Here is a 17,281-nt window from a genome sequence, read left to right on the forward strand (position 1 = left end):
TGCTTTGGCAATAATGCCGTTTTTAATGCGAATGAAATTGATATGACTTGTGATACGACCCTTTCTCAGCTTGATGCGGCTGAGCTATTGCCTGATGATTTGCCTGAACGATTATTGCCTGCGTTTAGCCGCATTGAGCCGTTTGCCCTGTTACTGAACGATTTGCAGACCAAAGGCTGGAGCATTCAGGACGACTTTTTTTCGCAGGCGTTTACGGAAAAGCTGATGGAAGAGGCGCAAAGTATTCGCAATGCCACCATGTTGCAAGCGGGTATTGGCCGTAAACAGGATCACCAAGTCGCCTTGGATGCGCGCCGTGATTATATCCAATGGATTGACCCAGTAACCCCCACCCGTAAAACCTTTTTGGATGAAATGGAAGCATTGCGTGTTGTGTTGAATCGTCAGTTCTTCTTGGGGCTGTTTGATTACGAAGCCCACTTTGCTCGCTATGAAAAAGGCGCGTTCTATGAAAAGCATCTTGATGCCTTTAAGGGGAAAAGCAACCGCGTGTTATCCACGGTTTTGTATCTTAACGATGATTGGCAAGACGGGGATGGTGGTGAGCTTGTGGTGTACGACGAGCATAATCCTGATGTGGAAATAGGGCGTTTTTTCCCGAAAAAGGGTCGGCTGGCAGTGTTTTTAAGTGAGAATTTTTACCACGAGGTCAAGGTGGCGAAGCGCACTCGCCACAGTATTGCCGGATGGTTTCGTGTTAATAACACTACTGCGAAGACTCTCGACCCAGATCAATAATCACTTTCTCTGCTATGTCGTTTAGGTCGCCCCGTGTACGAAGCCGCAAATCAGACTCGAAATGTCCTGAAAAAATCTCTATAATGCGCCGCTTGTTTAATTGCTCTGGTTTTACGTTCCAGACCGCATAGGAGAAAGAAAGTGTCTAAAGTTGTTGTTTGTGCACTCTACAAATTTGTCGAGTTGCCCCATTTTGAATCTTTACGTGAACCGCTACAGGCGGTGTTAGAAGACAACGGCATTCGCGGTACCTTATTGCTGGCTAGTGAAGGCATCAATGGTACGGTGGCTGGGTCGCGCGAAGGTATTGATGCGATGTTGGCGTGGTTGGATCAACAGCCAGGCTTAGAAAACATTGGCTATAAAGAATCTTTCGATGACGCTATGCCTTTCTATCGCACCAAAGTGAAATTGAAAAAAGAAATCGTCACCATGGGGATTGAAGGTATCGATCCTAAGCGTGTGGTGGGGACGTACGTCAAGCCAACGGAATGGAACAATCTTATCTCTGATCCAGATGTGGTGTTAATCGATACCCGTAACGATTATGAATACCAAATCGGTACCTTCAAAAACGCGGTGAACCCTAAAACGGACACTTTCCGTCAATTCCCAAGTTATGTGGAAGAAAATTTAGACCCGACTAAGCACAAAAAAGTGGCCATGTTTTGTACTGGTGGGATTCGTTGTGAGAAATCTACCGCTTTCTTAAAAGAGCAGGGTTTTGAAGAGGTTTACCATCTTGAGGGCGGTATTCTTAAGTATTTAGAAGAAGTGCCACAGGAAGAGTCCATGTGGGAAGGCGACTGTTTTGTGTTTGATAACCGTGTATCGGTAAACCATAGCTTGGAAAAAGGACAATATGACCAGTGTCATGCTTGTCGTATGCCAATCACCGAAGAAGAAAAGCAAGACGAGCGCTACCAGCAAGGGGTTAGCTGCCCACATTGTTTTGATAAATACACGGATGAACAGCGCCAGCGTTTTATTGAGCGTGAGCGCCAAGTGCAATTAGCCAAAGAGCGCGGCGAAGCCCATATTGGGGCAGAAGTCATGGATGCCGTGGAAAAACACCGTCGTGAAAAAGAGCTAGAGCGTGAGCGCCAGCGTAAAATTCATGAGCAAAAGGTAAATTAATTGCCTGTGACTCACTCAGGGCCTCTGGGTGAGTCGATTGATTAAATGCTAACCTACTGATCTATAAAATGATATTTTTAGTATTATCCCCATCTTAACGCTGCAAAACTTGAGTTTGAATGGTTTCGAAATTGCTCGGACTGCCGTACAATAAAAAATCGCTTTTTATTAGCCAGTATCTATCATGAGTTATCAAGTTTTAGCACGTAAATGGCGTCCGCAGACGTTTCTTGAAATGGCTGGGCAAGACCATGTCCTTCAAGCATTGGTCAATGCTTTGCGCCAGCAGCGTCTTCATCACGCTTATTTATTTAGTGGTACACGCGGTGTGGGGAAAACCACCATCGCCCGTATTTTTGCTAAATGCTTAAACTGCGAAACCCATGGTATTTCCCCTGAGCCTTGTGGCACCTGTGACAGTTGTGTCGAAATTGCCGAAGGGCGTTTTGTCGATTTGATTGAGGTTGATGCGGCGTCTCGAACCAAGGTCGAAGATACCCGCGAACTTCTGGAAAATGTGCAATATGCGCCCACTCGTGGCCGCTTTAAAGTCTATTTGATCGACGAAGTGCACATGCTATCGACCCATTCTTTTAACGCCTTGTTAAAAACCCTGGAAGAGCCGCCGCCACATGTTAAATTCTTATTAGCGACGACGGATCCACAAAAGCTTCCAGTGACGATTTTGTCGCGCTGTTTGCAGTTCAACCTGAAAAATATGTCGCCACAGCGAGTGGTGGACTATCTACAAACGGTGCTGAATTCCGAACAAGTTTCCTTTGATATGCCTGCGTTATGGCAAATCGGTCAAGCCGCGAACGGCAGTATGCGTGATGCGCTAAGTTTGACGGATCAAGCCATTGCCTTTGGTAACGGCACGATTACGGAAACCGGTGTAACGGCCATGTTAGGGTTGGTGAATCAGTCCCAAGTGATGGATTTGCTGGAAAGTGTGGCCGCTAAGAATGCCGCTGACGTGTTACAACGAGTGGAATTGCTTGCCGATTATCAACCGGATTTTTCCGCCATTTGTGGCAGTTTGCTGGACGTCTTGCACCGAGTGGCGATTGAGCAGCAAGTGCCAGGTGCCTTGTTGGATCAGTTGGGCGACCTTGCTCGTATCCAACATATCGCCGCGACAGTGAGCGCTGAAGAAATTCAGATGATGTATCAAAGTTTATTGATCGGTCGTCGTGATTTACATTTGGCGCACACGGCACGTTCTGGCTTTGAGATGTTGATGCTCCGCTTGATCGCTTTTCGTCCGGCCCCCCCGATGAGGGTGAGTCATGCCACGCCACCGCAATCGTACCAGACAGAGGTTGGCCAGCCGACAGCCGTTGCCGATGGGCCGACTCAAGCACATTCGTCAGTCTCTCCAGAGGCTGAATTGTCTGAACAGAGTACTGTACAAACTGAAGACAGAGCTGAGTTGACTGGAAATAGCCCTGAATTGACCGAAGACAGTTTTGAATCGGCTAGAGACGACGCTGAGTTGTCCAATCCTATCAGAGAGTCAGTACCTGAATCTGAGCGTCCCCCTTGGGAAGATTCTCCTGAACTGGGGCCGATGGTCCCGCAAGCCTCACAAGATGATGAGGTTTCGCCGCTATCCGCTGCGGATAATACGACCAATGAGCGCGCTCAAATAAAAACAGATTCCTCCTCTGAACCCGTAACGGAGCCAGAGCAGGAAAGTAGGACAGATGAAAGTCAGCCGCAAGATGTCATACCGCCATCGAGCAAACATATTGAAGCGGTCGTTGAAAAAGTAAAAGCCGCCGCTATAGAAGAGGATGAGGACGACGAAGAGGATGAAGAAGAGGCAGAGGAACGAGCCATTGCCGATGTGTCTGATCCTTTTAATCCGGCGGCGGATTTGGTTGAAGCCCTTGGTCATTCAGATAGTGATGAGCCTTCTACTGAGGAAGAGGCCGCTCCGGAAGAAGTCGAGGCCAATGTGCCTGCTCACAGAAAGCAGGATACAGTGTCTCAGCCAGCATTGGGGATGCCGTTGCCTGAAATTGCCCACTATCAAGATCTTACTATGGAGCTTTGGTGGCTGGTGGCCCCTAGGTTGCCATTAACGGGGCTAGTACAAAATATATTAATGAATTCGAGTTTGGTTGACGCAAGCGAGCAAGGGGTTCGTTTGGAGGTGCCATTAGAGTATGGCCATATGTTGAACCAAACACGTTATGAGCAAATACAAGGCGCCTTAAGCGACTTTTTCTCTCTGCACGTACCTTTGATCATCGATACGGTTGAAGATACAAGGGGCGTTACCGCTGAGGAGTTTGCCGCCAGCAAGCGCGCGGAAGCGTTGCAAGTGGCGATTGATCATCTTAATTCGCACCCAGTTGTGCAAGCTTTATCGCAGACGATGGGCGCACAACTGATTTATGATACTGTTAAAGTGAAAGCTTAATTGGAGACGACTATGTTTAAAGGTGGAATGGGTAACATGATGCGCCAAGCGCAGAAAATGCAGGAAAATATGCAAAAAGCCCAAGAAGAAGTGGCCAATATGGAAGTTGAAGGCCAAGCAGGTGCAGGTCTTGTAAAAGTGGTTATGACGGGCCGTCATGATGTCAAACGTGTTTCCATTGACGACTCTTTGTTTGAAGACGACAAAGAAATGCTAGAAGATTTGGTGGCGGCTGCGATGAACGACGCTGTTCGTAAAATCGAAGTGGGTCAAAAAGAAAAAATGGAAGCGGCGACGGCTGGCATGTCTCTTCCACCTGGTTTCAAAATGCCGTTCTAGGAGAAGCGCTTGTTTAGTCCCTTAATTAAAGAGCTGATTGAGTCGCTCCGGTGTTTGCCCGGTGTTGGTCCCAAATCGGCTCAAAAGATGGCGTTATATCTTTTGGAGCGAGAGCATCAAGGGGCGGATAGGTTAGCAAGTGCACTACGTAACGCTTTGGATAAGGTCGGCCGCTGTTCTAGCTGCCGTACCTTAACTGAAGAGTCCGAGTGCAGTATTTGTCGTGATGAAGAGCGTGATGCAACAAGGCTGTGTATAGTGGAAACACCAGCCGATGTGATTGCGATTGAGTCGGCAGGTACGTTTGATGGTCGCTATTTTGTCTTACTTGGGCATTTGTCTCCCATTGATGGTATTGGGCCGGAAGAGCTGGGGCTTGAGCACCTGGAAAAAATGGTCGAATACAATCAAGTGGAAGAAGCGATTATCGCAACCAATTCAACGGTCGAAGGCGAAGCAACCTGTCATTACATCGCTGAAAAACTTAAATCCAAAAACATCAACGTTAGCCGTATTGCCCATGGTGTGCCTATGGGGGGTGAACTGGAATACGTGGATGGCAACACTCTGGCTTTGGCGCTAGAGGGTAGGAAAAAACTCTAGCATGGATAACCAAGAACACGCTTTAAATATTATCTGGGTGGATGACAATGAGTCGCTGGCATCATGGTGCCAGTATTGGACTGAGTTGCCTGTTATTGCTGTGGATACGGAATTTATCCGTCGTACGACATACTTTCCCATAACAGGACTTATCCAAATCAGTGAAGGGGATAAGGCGGTACTGATCGATCCGCTCACGATTGATGCGTGGGAACCTTTGCGGGAATTGATGGTCAATCCGTCTGTCATGAAGGTGTTTCATGCCTGCTCTGAAGATTTAGATGTGTTTGATCGTCTATTAGGCGTTTTGCCTGCACCGTTTTACGATACACAAATTGGTGAAGCCTATGCGGGAGGGCAATGGTCTCTTAGCTATGTGAGGTTGATCCAAGAATATTTGCAAATTGAAGTGGCAAAAGATGAGACTCGTTCTGACTGGATTCAGCGGCCATTGACGGAGGCTCAAAAACGTTATGCGGCGTTGGATGTTGTGTATTTGGCCGAGGTCTATCCTTTACAAGTGGCTCGTTTGCAAGAAAAAAATATGCTTGATTGGGTGCTTGAGGATTGTGAATCCTTGAAATGGCAATACCAAATGAACGCCGATCCTGAGCAAAACTGGGACGGTATTAAAGCCGCTTGGCGTCTTTCGCCTGAAGGGTTAACGTTACTGCGCTTATTGTATATATGGCGAGATGAACAGGCACGTAAAGAAGATATTCCTAAAGGTCAGATTCTGAAAGACAGAACCTTGTGGGCGTTGGGGAAAAATTTACCCGATCACCATAAGGCGATCGCCAATACGGAAGAGTTGACTGGGCGACAACATCGACTCTATGGCGAGGAGATTCTCAAAAAAGTCGCTATGGTGAAAAGCCTTTCCAGTGACGAGCTCCAATTGCCTTTAGAGGTGCCGCTGCCTTCTCAAGCTGGTGAGCTGACCAAGGAGATTAAGGCCTTTGTACGAGAACGAGCCACAGAGTTACAGATTGCGCCAGAAGCGATGATGAAACGAAAATTGTTGGATCCTATTGTGCGTCACTTGTTTGATGGAACACCAATTGATTGGCACAATCCTGCGATGACCGGATGGCGTCGTGAGGCGATTATTAATCCAATTCTAGAACGTTTTAAATCCGAAAAACCGTAACCTTGAGAACACTATGAAACAGCACTTGATCGTTGAAGTATTTCGCTCCTCTAAAAAGGATGGCATGTACTTGTATGTGGAAAAACGCGTTGGCTTAAAAGAGATTCCAGAGGATCTAATGACGCGTTTTGGTTCAGGCATCAGTGCCATGACGATGCTCTTGACCAAAGAAAGTAAATTGGCACGAGCCAATGCTGAGAGCGTCATTAAAGACATTAAGGAAAAGGGCTTCTATTTACAGCTGCCACCAGCGAAAGAAGACTATTTATTGGATTTGTATAAGACGCCGACAGAGGCGGTTTATTAACTATGATTGCCAAGCGTTATGAGCCATTTTGGCGAACCACTTCGTTGTTTGATATGTCTAAAGACGAATGGGAATCCTTATGCGATGGGTGTGGTAAATGTTGTCTGCAAAAGTTAGAAGATGAGGACAGCGGCGAAGTTGTGTATACCAATTTGGCTTGTGAACAGCTTGATATTGGCCAGTGTCAGTGCACAGTCTATGCCACTCGACAAGAGAAAGTGGCCTCTTGCATTACCTTGACGCCGGAACAAATTGACGAGTTCGATTGGCTGCCAGATACTTGTAGCTATCGAGTATTAAAAGAAACAGGGGATTTGCCGAATTGGCATCCCTTGGTGGTAGGAAGTCATCGTGAGATGTTGCGCCAAGGACTGACTGTTCGTGATTATGCGATCAGTGAGAATAAGGTAGAAGAAGATGAGTGGGAAACCCATGCGATTAAATGGGTCCATGGTATGCCGAAACCTTATGATGTCGCCTGATGGTGGCGGCTCACTGTATGCTGGCACGCAGTGTCTTAGTGCTGTTCGATTCGTACACTGACTTGGTTATATGTGATCTAGTCACAACTTGCTAGTACGGTTTAATCAGTTCTGTTTTTGAGATCAGCGACTCAGCGAAATGATACGTTTATTGTGTTCATGCTTAGGAGTTATCAGACGTGAAATGGTTTAAAGTCTATGCAGTATTGACTCTTGTTGTTGTCTCGACGTGGTCTTCTTTTAGTCAGGCAGAGACACAGTTTCGTGTTCTGGTTGACGCCTCTGGTAGCATGCAAACCAGCGACCCCGACAGAATTACCCCTGAAGCAATTCAGCTTTTATCTCAACTTGCACCAGAAGGTAAAGCAACGATTGGTGTTTGGCTTTTTGGCGAGCAGCCAAGGGTCTTGTTTCCTGAATCTGATGTGACGGAAGCCAGTCGGATTAAATTGGCGAATTATCTTAAAAGCTATGTGACACAAGATTTAAAAACGGATGTGGAGTCGATTCTCAATCTTTTATTGAAGACGCCCGCTGCAGGCTCACTCAAACCTGGGTTCCGGCAAGATTGGATTTTAATAACCGATGGTAATGTCGATTTAAGCTTGGATGAAAGTGTGAACCAAGCGTCCCGTCAACGTATTTGGACAGGGATAACAAAACAGCTAGAAGAGCGAGGTATTCATCTTCATACCATTTCTCTAACGGGGTATTCTGATAGAGCGTTATTGAATCACTTGTCTTTTAGAACCAACGCGACCCATACAGAAGCCGCTGTGCCCGAAGATATGCTGGATGCGTTTGATCGTATTTTTTCGCAAAGCATGCCTTATCAAGAGCTACCGCTCGTAGATGACCACTTCAAAGTGGATCCATCTGTCAGTCAAATTTCCATTGAGTCGCTGCACGAAGCGGGTGCTTTGCCAACGATTGTGCAGCCCAATGGTAAGAATTTAGTGTTATCAAACCATTCCGATGTTTCGGTGAGCGAGGGGCCTCACTTTACGGTGATTACCATTACTAATCCCGCTGCAGGTGAGTGGCATGTGGATGATGTGAATTTGTCCCGTGTGAAAGTGCGTGCTATCTCGGATTTGAATTTAAGAGTGACCAAAATCGCTCCCGTAACCTTTGTTAACGAGCCCATTCATTCAACGGTGTCTTTGTTCCGAGATAATCAGGCTTTAAAAGGTGCGCAAATTCCTGAAGGGGATGTTGAGCAGGTTTTAACTCGCCTGACCGGTAGCAGTAAAGACGTTATTGTTAAGACGGATTTAGACGCCTTAAAAGGTCGCTTTAAAAATCGTATAGAAGGTCTGACACAACCGGGTGAGTATGTTTTGACAACCGACTTTCTCGGAAAAAATCTCGATCGTAAAATGAGCCAATACTTTACAGTTCGCCCGCCTATTAATTTTACGATCAAAAGCAGCAGCGATAGCCTAGTGACGGTTTCTGCTTCCCCCTCAAATGGCAAACTGGATATTAAACGTTCCAATGTGCGTTTGGAGTTAACGTTCACGGATGGCACCAAGCAATTTGATCAAATGGCTAAATTGAAGGACGGTGATTGGAATAAAGTGATTCCTGTCGCAACCAATTCCAGCATCAAGGCGCGAGCAAGGTTAATGGGCATTACCCAGTCTGGTGCGCGTATTGAGTACTGGACGCCCACTTGGACCATTCATCGTAATGGGTCAGACCCTGTTTATGTGGAAAAGGGCAGTATTGCTTCGTCTACGCCTCCAACCTCGACCGTTTCAGTTGAGTCTGAGCAAAATGTGGCGCCTGTTTTGGTTGAGCCGAATGTTGAATTAGTAGGCAATACTCCGACAGGGAATAATCAACAAGCGGCCAATGATACAGGCGGTAATAACCAAGGGGATGACAGTGCACAAGATGCAGAAACCTTTGGTGCAGACAGTTTGCTACTCTACTTAGGTATTGCAGGTGGGGTTGTCTTATTATTAGCGGTGATAGTTTTCGTCATTCGACGTAGCCGTCGTCGCAACCGCTATGACGATTTCCAGGATGATGATCTAGACGATGTGTGAGTTATTAGGCATGAGTGCCAATGTCCCAACGGACATTTGTTTTAGTTTTTCTGGCTTACGTGCTCGGGGTGGTCGAACGGGGCCCCATAAAGACGGCTGGGGCATGGCAATGTATCGGGATGGACAAGTCTGGTCCATTCATGATCCGCGCCCTAGTGCCGATTCAGACATGGCAGAAGTGATGAGTAAAACGTCGCTTAAGTGTGACATCGTTATCAGCCACATTCGTCAAGCGAACGTGGGCATGGTGAGTTTGCCCAATACCCATCCTTTTTGCCGTATCTTATGGGGGAAAGCATGGTCCTATGCTCACAATGGACAATTAGAGGGTTTCCAAGGCTTACCCGTTGGCATTCATCAACCCCTTGGCAATACCGACTCAGAGCGAGCCTTTTGTTGGATTGTAGAACAGCTTTCCCAGCAATTTGGCGATACTGAGCCAGCACTGGATGTATTAAGTGTCGCCATCTTTGAACTTGCCTCACAGCTTAAAGACAAAGGTGTTTTTAATATGATGCTGTCTGATGGTGTGCGGCTATATTGCTTTTGTACCACGAAGCTACACTGGATCACTCGACGAGCTCCGTTTAGAAAAGCGACCCTATCCGATGAAGATGTGATTGTTGATTTTAAAGAGGTTACCACGGACAAAGACGTTGTTACCGTGATCGCCACACAACCCTTAACCCATGATGAAACTTGGCAACAAATGCTAGAAGGGGAATTATGCGTGTTTAAAGGTGGTGAAGTGGTTAGTCAGATCAAACCGTATTGATGCAGGGGTAAAGAAACAAATTTTTAAATGTCTTTCCCTTATGTTGAAGGACTAAGATGGGGTTACCATACAACGAAGGAGATATGTATGAGACGAGTAGAACTGGATAGCCTTCCTAAAGAGACTATTCAACTGATAAACGAGAAAAATCCACTGTCTGAGGATATCGGGATTTATGACAAAAATGGAGATCTTTCTTCAGTCATTATTACTCCAGCAGCATATGCTTACTTTCTAAAAAAAATTGAGGAAGATGAAGATAAGCAGGATTCTGAGTCCCTTACTGGATTTGATAGTGCAAAAGAACTTGAATCTGCCAAGTCTATTGATGACTTCCTAAATGAGGATAAGTGACGATGCCTATACATTATAAAAATGACACAGACTACAATATTAAAGGCGAAGAAGAGCAAGATAAAAGAGACGCGACACTTGCAAAACTTGAATCGCTAGATGAGAAAAACATCATGGATTTTGATGAATTTGTTCAAAAAGAGGGAATTGGTAATGACTTACGCAGTCAAAATCGCAAGTAAAGCCCAGAAGGAATTAAAAAAGGTATCTTCCCCCTATCAAAAAAAGATTGTTAACGCCATTAAAGAGTTGGCTGTTAACCCTATGCCTATAGGAGTTAAGAAGCTTAAGGGGCAAATTAATCAATACCGCATTCGTGTCGCAGACTATAGAGTTATTTACGAGGTTCATGGTGCAGAAATGATTATTTTGGTTATTAAGGTTGGTCATAGACAATCCGTATATCAAAGATAGACCTTAATAACAAGGACATTAAAAAAACATGATGAAACGTGGCAGCAAATGCTAGAAGGGGAATTGTGCGTGTTTAAAGGTTGGGAAGTGGTTAGTCAGATCAAACCTAACGACCTGTCAGATACTGCATAATCTAGGTTTTTTGTCCTTTTTTAGGGGGAGGGATGGGGTTGTTTGGTGTTGCAGATCTTCTGATTAGCTTGGTGCTTGCGAGTTCAGTTCCGTTTTGCTGAGCGGGTTAATTTTGTCAGTTGTTAGCTTCCATTCAATGAAAGAACTTCCTGGATTAATCCGCACTTAACAAGCGCATCAAAAATCGTTCCTCTATAAATTAATCTGTGTAGTGGATGATTGCTTTCGCTGTTAAAAAATATCGACCAGAGCTAGCCATTTATTGCGGAAAAACAAAACACTTCAGAAGATCCTGATTGTAGGGCGAAAACACTATATGACAAACAAGCATTTCCAAGGTAAGTATGAAGTGGAGCTAAAGTTCTGCTTACACTCAAAAGCTGAATTTCTAAAGACATTGAGTGGCATTCATCATGACGTTATGCTGCAAGACAATATTGAAAGTGACTGGTATTTTGATCGACCTGATAAGTCGTTAGAAGCGGATAATAAAAGTATCTGCATCCGTACCATGGAGCCGTCCGGCATTAAGTTATGGATTGTTAAAGGGCCAGAGCCCGATAGGTGTGAAGCCACCAATATTACAAATGCCTCAAATGCCATCAGCATGTTGGAAACCATGGGCTTTGAGGTTGTGTTAAAAGCCCAGAAAACTCGCAGTATTTACTTTGTCGAAGCGTTTCATATTACGGTGGATTCATTAGCGGGTATCGGGGATTTTGCGGAATTTGCCATTATGACAGACGATGAGTCAAAGTTGCCAGTTTATAAATCTCAGCTCGAAGCACTGGCGCAGCAATTTGGCTTAACCAAAGAGGCTTTACAAACCAAATCTTACAAGCAGATGTTTACGGAAAAAGCCGCACTTAATCACGGCGGCCATAGCTGTTATGCTAGTGCCATGATTGATGTTATAGAGTAGTAATAATGATTAATGATAATGATGTAATCGAAACCTTAGATGAGCTTGAGGCGTTTTTACGTTTGGTTGAATCGGGCGGTTTAGCGCTTGAGAATGCGGCGGGGGTTGCTTTGGCGACTAACAACGCGAACGGTCGTCCATTTGTGGCCGTGCTGGATGATAATCAGCAGCTGGTGTTGGGGCGTTGGGTAACCAATGAGGTATTTGAAAACGGTAAGGATATGGTTCGCTACGGCCTTAAAAAGCCACATTAACAGGAGACAGTAACCCCTCCCTAGCCCTCCCCTTGAAAGATATAGAGGAGGGAACTGTTTGCCCCTCCCCCTTGTCAAGGGGGAGGCTGGGAGGGGGTATGACGGTTAGCGATTATTGAACCAATTCATTGTCAGTGAATTCGCCTTCGAAAAGGGCAGTAGAAAGGTAACGTTCACCGGAATCAGGCAGTATCACGACAATCTTTTTATCAGCAAATTCGTCCAGTTTGCTCAGGCGTTCTGCAGCGACCACAGCAGCACCGCAAGAAATACCACACAATATACCTTCTTCTCGCATCAAGCGACGTGCCATTTGAATGGCGTCGTCGTTTTCGACTTGCTCAACACGATCTACCAAAGAAAGATCTAAGTTTTTGGGAATAAAGCCCGCACCAATGCCTTGGATTTTGTGAGGCGCTGGTGTCGGCGTGACACCATGAAGGGTTTGACTGATAACAGGCGAGCTAGCTGGTTCAACTGCAACGCTGGTAATGGGCTTATCTTGGACTTTCTTAATATAGCGTGTGACCCCTGTAATGGTACCGCCTGTGCCTACACCGGCCACAAAAACATCGATGTCGCCATTGGTGTCTTCCCAGATTTCTGGTCCAGTGGTTTTCTCGTGAATTTCTGGGTTGGCAGGGTTTTCAAATTGTTTTAGTAGGACGAAGTTGTCGTCCTGTGCAATTTCTTCGGCTTTTTCGATGGCGCCTTTCATGCCTTTGGCGGGCTCAGTCAGGACGATGGTCGCCCCTAATGCTTTCATTACTTGGCGGCGCTCAACGCTCATGCTGGATGGCATGGTGATGGTAATAGGATAACCGCGCGAGGCAGCAACAAAGCACAATGCGATCCCTGTGTTACCACTGGACGCCTCAACGATGGATTTGCCTTTGGTTAAAATGCCTTTTTTTTCAGCATCCCACACCATGTTCGCACCAATACGGCATTTTACCGAGAAAGCAGGGTTGCGAGACTCTAGTTTCGCCCAAATATTACCCTTACCAATATGGTTGAGACGAACGAGTGGGGTGTTACCAATAGTCAATGAATTATCGTCGTATACTTGTTGAGACATGATGCTTCCTTATTCGTTGATCTGGTTATGGATGTGACACCGTAATAGATGTGCCCTTAACTCTGTTCACTATAACCCTTACTTAGCGATTGATGTTAGAATTTACAACTATATAGATAGAAACGGCGCGCCTTATTCACTGTTTTTGCAAGCTTTGTTGCTTTGCAAATTATTATCTGCGCCCAGCAAAAGGATACTAGTTTACTTATCATGCCGACAAATGACGTAATGACGCGTGATCGTCATCTTATTGATCAAAAACACGCTCAGCTTTTAAAGCGCCAAAAGGACGGTTTGCCTTTTGACCGGATGCAAGCTGAATTGAATACCATGATTGAGCAGTCAGAAACCCTATACCAAGCTCGCATGGCTGCTTTACCGAAGGTCACCTATGACGAATCCTTGCCCGTGGCGGCGCGTTCTGAAGAGATTATTGAAGCGATCCAGAATAACCAGGTGGTTATTATTGCAGGGGAAACGGGCTCCGGTAAAACCACGCAGCTTCCTAAAATGTGTTTACAGGCTGGGCGCGGCATTGCGGGCTTGATTGGACACACACAACCAAGGCGTATTGCAGCACGCAGTGTGGCGCAGCGTATCAGTGATGAAATGCAAGTCTCCTTGGGTGAGCAAGTTGGTTTTCAGGTACGCTTCAACGATGAGAGCAATGATAAAACCCTGATTAAATTAATGACAGACGGTATTTTGTTGGCAGAAATCCAACAAGATCGCCTGCTTTACCGCTACGATACCATCATCATAGACGAAGCCCACGAGCGAAGCTTAAACATTGATTTTTTGTTGGGCTATCTTAAGCGTGTGCTGGCTCAGCGTCCTGACCTTAAGGTCATTGTGACCTCTGCCACGATTGATGTGGAACGCTTCTCCAAGCATTTTAATAACGCGCCGATTATTGAAGTGTCAGGCCGGACTTATCCGGTAGAAATCCGTTATCAGCCTTTGTTGAGCAAATCCGACTCAGAAGAGTTAGACGAAGACCAGAGTATGGAGCAGGGCATTCTTGATGCGGTGGAGAGTTTAATTCAAGAAGAGCGTCAATCCGGTTATCGAGGGGCTGGCGATATCTTGGTATTTTTACCGGGTGAACGTGAAATTCGGGAAACCGCAGAGATTTTGCGCCGCGCTGAGCTACGCAATACGGAAGTTTTACCTTTGTATGCGCGTTTGAGTGTGAGCGAACAACAGCGCATATTTAAGTCCCATTCTGGGCGTCGAGTGGTGTTATCCACCAACGTGGCGGAAACCTCTTTGACCGTACCAGGTATTCGTTATGTGATCGACCCAGGTTTAGCGCGCATTAGCCGCTACAGTGTGCGTTCAAAAGTACAGCAATTACCCATTGAGAAAATCAGTCAGGCCAGTGCGAATCAGCGAGCAGGGCGTTGTGGTCGTGTTGCGGATGGTATTTGTATTCGCTTATATGACGAAGCTGACTTTGCTACTCGTGCAGAGTTTACCGACCCGGAAATTTTCCGTACCAATTTGGCCTCAGTCATTTTGCAAATGGCGAATTTACGCCTTGGTGCAGTGGATAAATTTCCCTTTGTTGAAATGCCAGAAAAACGCATGATTAACGATGGTTATCGTGCGTTGACCGAACTGGGAGCGATCAAAGGCGATAAAATGACGCCTATTGGTCGTCAGCTTGCTAAGCTGCCGATTGATCCCAAACTAGGACGAATTTTGATTGCCGCTCAGCAGCATTCGGTGCTCAAAGAAGTCTCGGTGATCGTCAGTGCTTTATCGATACCAGACCCGAGAGAACGTCCGCAAGATAAAAAAACGCAATCGGATCAAGCGCACGCTCAAGACAAAGATGAAGACTCGGATTTTGTCGTGTTCTTGAATCTCTGGGAGCGCTATGAGGAGCAACGTCAAGCCCTCTCACAAAATCAACTACGTCAGTATTGCCGTAAGCAATTTTTGAACTTTTTGCGAATGCGTGAATGGCGCGATATTCACCGTCAGATCATTATCGCCTGCAAGCAATTGGGCTTTAAAGAAGTCAGCCATGAGAATCGAAATTACGAAGCCATCCACCGTTCTTTATTAGCGGGTTTGTTTACTCAGGTGGCGAACAAAATGGATGACAGTAAAGAAATGCTTGGCTGTCGTTCCCGGAAAGTGTCGATTTTTCCTGGTTCCATGTTGTTTAAAAAGCCACCGCAATGGATCATGGCAGCGGAGTTGGTCGAAACCAGTAAGTTATATGCTCGCGTATCGGCGCGTATTGATCCCGCTTGGATCGAAGAGTATGCAGAGCCTTTTGTGAAGCGCCAATATTTTGATCCCCATTTTGAGCGTAACCAAGGCCGAGTGATGGCCAGTGAGCAGGTGTCGTTATACGGGCTGATTATTGTTGCCAAGCGTCGTGTTGATTACGGTCGTGTTAATCAGCCAGAGGCCCGTGAAATTTTGATCAGACAAGGCTTGGTAGAAGGCGAGATGCGCTCCAAACAAGCCTTTTATCGAAAAAATAAGGCGTTAGTTGAGCAGTTAGAAACACAAGAGGCCAAACTGAGAACTCGCGATATTCTGGTGGACGATGAAGCCGTTTTTCAGTTTTATGATCAACGCATCCCCAAAGATATTTATAACCAAAAAGGCTTGGAGTACTTTGCAAAAACCTCGCCTGAGGCCTTGGTGATGACCCGTGAGGATCTGATTAATCAGGATGTGAACGTTGATGATATGGCGTTCCCAGATTCTTATGGTCTTAATGGCGTGGCCTTACCGATTGATTATCGCTTTGAACCGGGCCAAAAAACCGATGGCGCCACACTAAAAGTGCCCGTTGGTTTATTACGTCAGTTAAGTTTAGAGGATCTAGGTTGGGCGGTGCCTGGTTTTATCAAAGAGCGCTGCGAAGCCCTTTTGAGAGCGCTGCCAAAAGCCTTGCGTCGACGATTTGTCCCCATTCCACAATTTGTCGAACGAATTTATCCCAATTTGTCTAAAGATAAGGGAGATTTGCTAGAACAGCTCAGTTTGCAGATAAAACGTGAAACCTTGATTGACATTCCCCTTAATGAGTGGAATTCGGATAAGCTGGACACACACTTAACCTTGAACTTGGAAGTGGTCGATGAGCGGGGGAAAGTGCTTGGTATAGGCAAAGACCTCGCGCAGCTGCAAACGAAATTTGGTGATTTGGTAGAAGAAAGTTTTGCTAAGTTCGGTACCAAACAGCACGAGCAAGAGAATTTAACCCATTGGCCTGATCAAGATATCCCTGAACGACAAGAGATCCAGCAGGCGGGGATTAAAGTTACCGCCTTTCCTGCCTTGGTGCCTCAAGGGGAAAGTGTGGCGCTGAAAATGTTTGACGATCAGCAAACGGCGGTCGAAACCCATCGCAAAGGGGTGATTACGTTACTCAAGCTCACTTTGTACAAAGACGTGCGCTATTTGCAAAAGAATTTGCCTAAGCTAAAAGAGTCCATGTTGATTTTTGCACCCATTGGTAAAAAAGAGCTGCTATTAGACGATCTACTCAACGCCATTCTGGATAAAGTGTTTTTAGATGGTCGAACACTGCCGCGGCGTAAGAGTGACTTTGAAACATGCATTGCCGATAACAAACAGCAATTGGTCAGCGTCGGCAATGAAATGGCGAATCAACTGTATAGAGTGTTGTCATCTTACCAAGGAGTTGCCAAGAAAATGAAAGGCAATATTCCATTACCGTGGACAAGGGTCTATGGTGACATTAAACTGCAGCTCGAAAACTTGGTCTATCCCGGTTTTATCGGGAATACACCCTTATTTTGGTTGGGCCAACTGCCTCGCTATTTTAAAGGAATCGAAGTGCGCTTAGAGCGCTTCCAAAATCATTTGAATAAAGAGAACAGTTACGTGTCTCAATTAGAGGGGCTATGGCAAACCTATATTAAACAAAAGAAAGCCCATGATGAAAAAGCGTTATATGACCCTGAGCTGGTTAAATATCGCTGGATGTTAGAAGAATACCGTATTTCGTTTTTTGCACAATCGGTAGGGACGCTGGAGCCCATTTCGGATAAACGGCTTAGTAAACAATGGCAAGAAGTTAAAAAACTGGTTTAGGAAAGGT

General features: G+C 45.8%; 17 protein-coding genes. 16 read left to right on the forward strand and 1 reads right to left on the reverse strand.

The window, feature by feature from the left end; genetic code table 11:
- Positions 1-42: 42 nt before the first annotated feature.
- From MSP8886_RS13645 to MSP8886_RS13715, 15 genes are all read left to right on the forward strand, one after another.
- Entirely contained in the window at positions 43-759 is a 717-nt protein-coding gene (locus MSP8886_RS13645; RefSeq protein WP_083200957.1) for a 2OG-Fe(II) oxygenase, read from the forward strand.
- Between the two features lie 141 nt (positions 760-900).
- Complete coding sequence (trhO, locus tag MSP8886_RS13650) at positions 901-1,896, forward strand: oxygen-dependent tRNA uridine(34) hydroxylase TrhO (RefSeq protein WP_067017337.1); 996 nt, start codon at positions 901-903, stop codon at positions 1,894-1,896.
- A 184-nt stretch (positions 1,897-2,080) separates the two neighbouring features.
- Positions 2,081-4,324 carry a DNA polymerase III subunit gamma/tau gene (gene dnaX, locus MSP8886_RS13655; RefSeq protein ID WP_067017339.1) on the forward strand — a complete coding sequence of 748 codons (2,244 nt, stop codon included), beginning with the start codon at positions 2,081-2,083 and terminating at the stop codon, positions 4,322-4,324.
- Between the two features lie 12 nt (positions 4,325-4,336).
- Positions 4,337-4,663 (forward strand): YbaB/EbfC family nucleoid-associated protein, encoded by a 327-nt coding sequence (locus MSP8886_RS13660; RefSeq protein ID WP_067017341.1) that lies wholly within the window; start codon positions 4,337-4,339, stop codon positions 4,661-4,663.
- A 9-nt stretch (positions 4,664-4,672) separates the two neighbouring features.
- On the forward strand, positions 4,673-5,266 hold the full coding sequence (recR, locus tag MSP8886_RS13665) for a recombination mediator RecR (protein WP_067017343.1): 594 nt from the start codon (positions 4,673-4,675) through the stop codon (positions 5,264-5,266).
- Position 5,267: 1 nt separating this feature from the next.
- Positions 5,268-6,416, forward strand: a complete 1,149-nt coding sequence (gene rnd, locus MSP8886_RS13670) for a ribonuclease D (protein ID WP_067017348.1) — start codon at positions 5,268-5,270, stop codon at positions 6,414-6,416.
- Between the two features lie 13 nt (positions 6,417-6,429).
- Positions 6,430-6,723 carry a YcgL domain-containing protein gene (locus tag MSP8886_RS13675; RefSeq protein WP_067017349.1) on the forward strand — a complete coding sequence of 98 codons (294 nt, stop codon included), beginning with the start codon at positions 6,430-6,432 and terminating at the stop codon, positions 6,721-6,723.
- A gap of 2 nt (positions 6,724-6,725) precedes the next feature.
- Complete coding sequence (locus MSP8886_RS13680; protein ID WP_083200958.1) at positions 6,726-7,205, forward strand: YcgN family cysteine cluster protein; 480 nt, start codon at positions 6,726-6,728, stop codon at positions 7,203-7,205.
- A gap of 179 nt (positions 7,206-7,384) precedes the next feature.
- Positions 7,385-9,259 (forward strand): vWA domain-containing protein, encoded by a 1,875-nt coding sequence (locus MSP8886_RS13685; protein WP_067017350.1) that lies wholly within the window; start codon positions 7,385-7,387, stop codon positions 9,257-9,259.
- Positions 9,252-10,034 carry a class II glutamine amidotransferase gene (locus MSP8886_RS13690; protein ID WP_067017351.1) on the forward strand — a complete coding sequence of 261 codons (783 nt, stop codon included), beginning with the start codon at positions 9,252-9,254 and terminating at the stop codon, positions 10,032-10,034. The genes MSP8886_RS13685 and MSP8886_RS13690 overlap by 8 nt, the downstream gene beginning before the upstream one ends.
- A gap of 87 nt (positions 10,035-10,121) precedes the next feature.
- Positions 10,122-10,388, forward strand: a complete 267-nt coding sequence (locus tag MSP8886_RS13695; RefSeq protein ID WP_067017353.1) for a hypothetical protein — start codon at positions 10,122-10,124, stop codon at positions 10,386-10,388.
- 2 nt (positions 10,389-10,390) lie between these two features.
- A complete protein-coding gene (locus MSP8886_RS22360) occupies positions 10,391-10,570 on the forward strand; it encodes a hypothetical protein (RefSeq protein WP_067017355.1) in 180 nt (59 codons plus the stop codon).
- The gene (locus MSP8886_RS13705) at positions 10,542-10,802 is read left to right on the forward strand and encodes a type II toxin-antitoxin system RelE family toxin (RefSeq protein WP_067017357.1); all 261 of its coding nucleotides are present in this window, start codon (positions 10,542-10,544) and stop codon (positions 10,800-10,802) included. Before MSP8886_RS22360 ends, MSP8886_RS13705 begins: the two co-directional genes overlap by 29 nt.
- Before the next feature lie 448 nt (positions 10,803-11,250).
- Positions 11,251-11,856: a class IV adenylate cyclase gene (gene cyaB, locus MSP8886_RS13710; RefSeq protein ID WP_067017359.1), complete on the forward strand. Its 606-nt coding sequence runs from the start codon at positions 11,251-11,253 to the stop codon at positions 11,854-11,856.
- A gap of 5 nt (positions 11,857-11,861) precedes the next feature.
- Complete coding sequence (locus MSP8886_RS13715; RefSeq protein WP_067017361.1) at positions 11,862-12,110, forward strand: hypothetical protein; 249 nt, start codon at positions 11,862-11,864, stop codon at positions 12,108-12,110.
- Positions 12,111-12,222: 112 nt separating this feature from the next.
- Here the strand turns inward: MSP8886_RS13715 and cysK are convergent, their stop codons facing one another.
- Positions 12,223-13,188: a cysteine synthase A gene (gene cysK, locus MSP8886_RS13720; RefSeq protein ID WP_067017363.1), complete on the reverse strand. Its 966-nt coding sequence runs from the start codon at positions 13,186-13,188 to the stop codon at positions 12,223-12,225.
- Positions 13,189-13,398: 210 nt separating this feature from the next.
- On the opposite strand from cysK, the gene hrpA reads away from it, so the two are divergent.
- Positions 13,399-17,274 carry an ATP-dependent RNA helicase HrpA gene (gene hrpA / locus MSP8886_RS13725; RefSeq protein ID WP_067017365.1) on the forward strand — a complete coding sequence of 1,292 codons (3,876 nt, stop codon included), beginning with the start codon at positions 13,399-13,401 and terminating at the stop codon, positions 17,272-17,274.
- The last annotated feature ends 7 nt before the right edge of the window (positions 17,275-17,281 follow it).

Source organism: Marinomonas spartinae (assembly GCF_900089775.1).
Taxonomy (GTDB): Bacteria; Pseudomonadota; Gammaproteobacteria; order Pseudomonadales; family Marinomonadaceae; genus Marinomonas; species Marinomonas spartinae.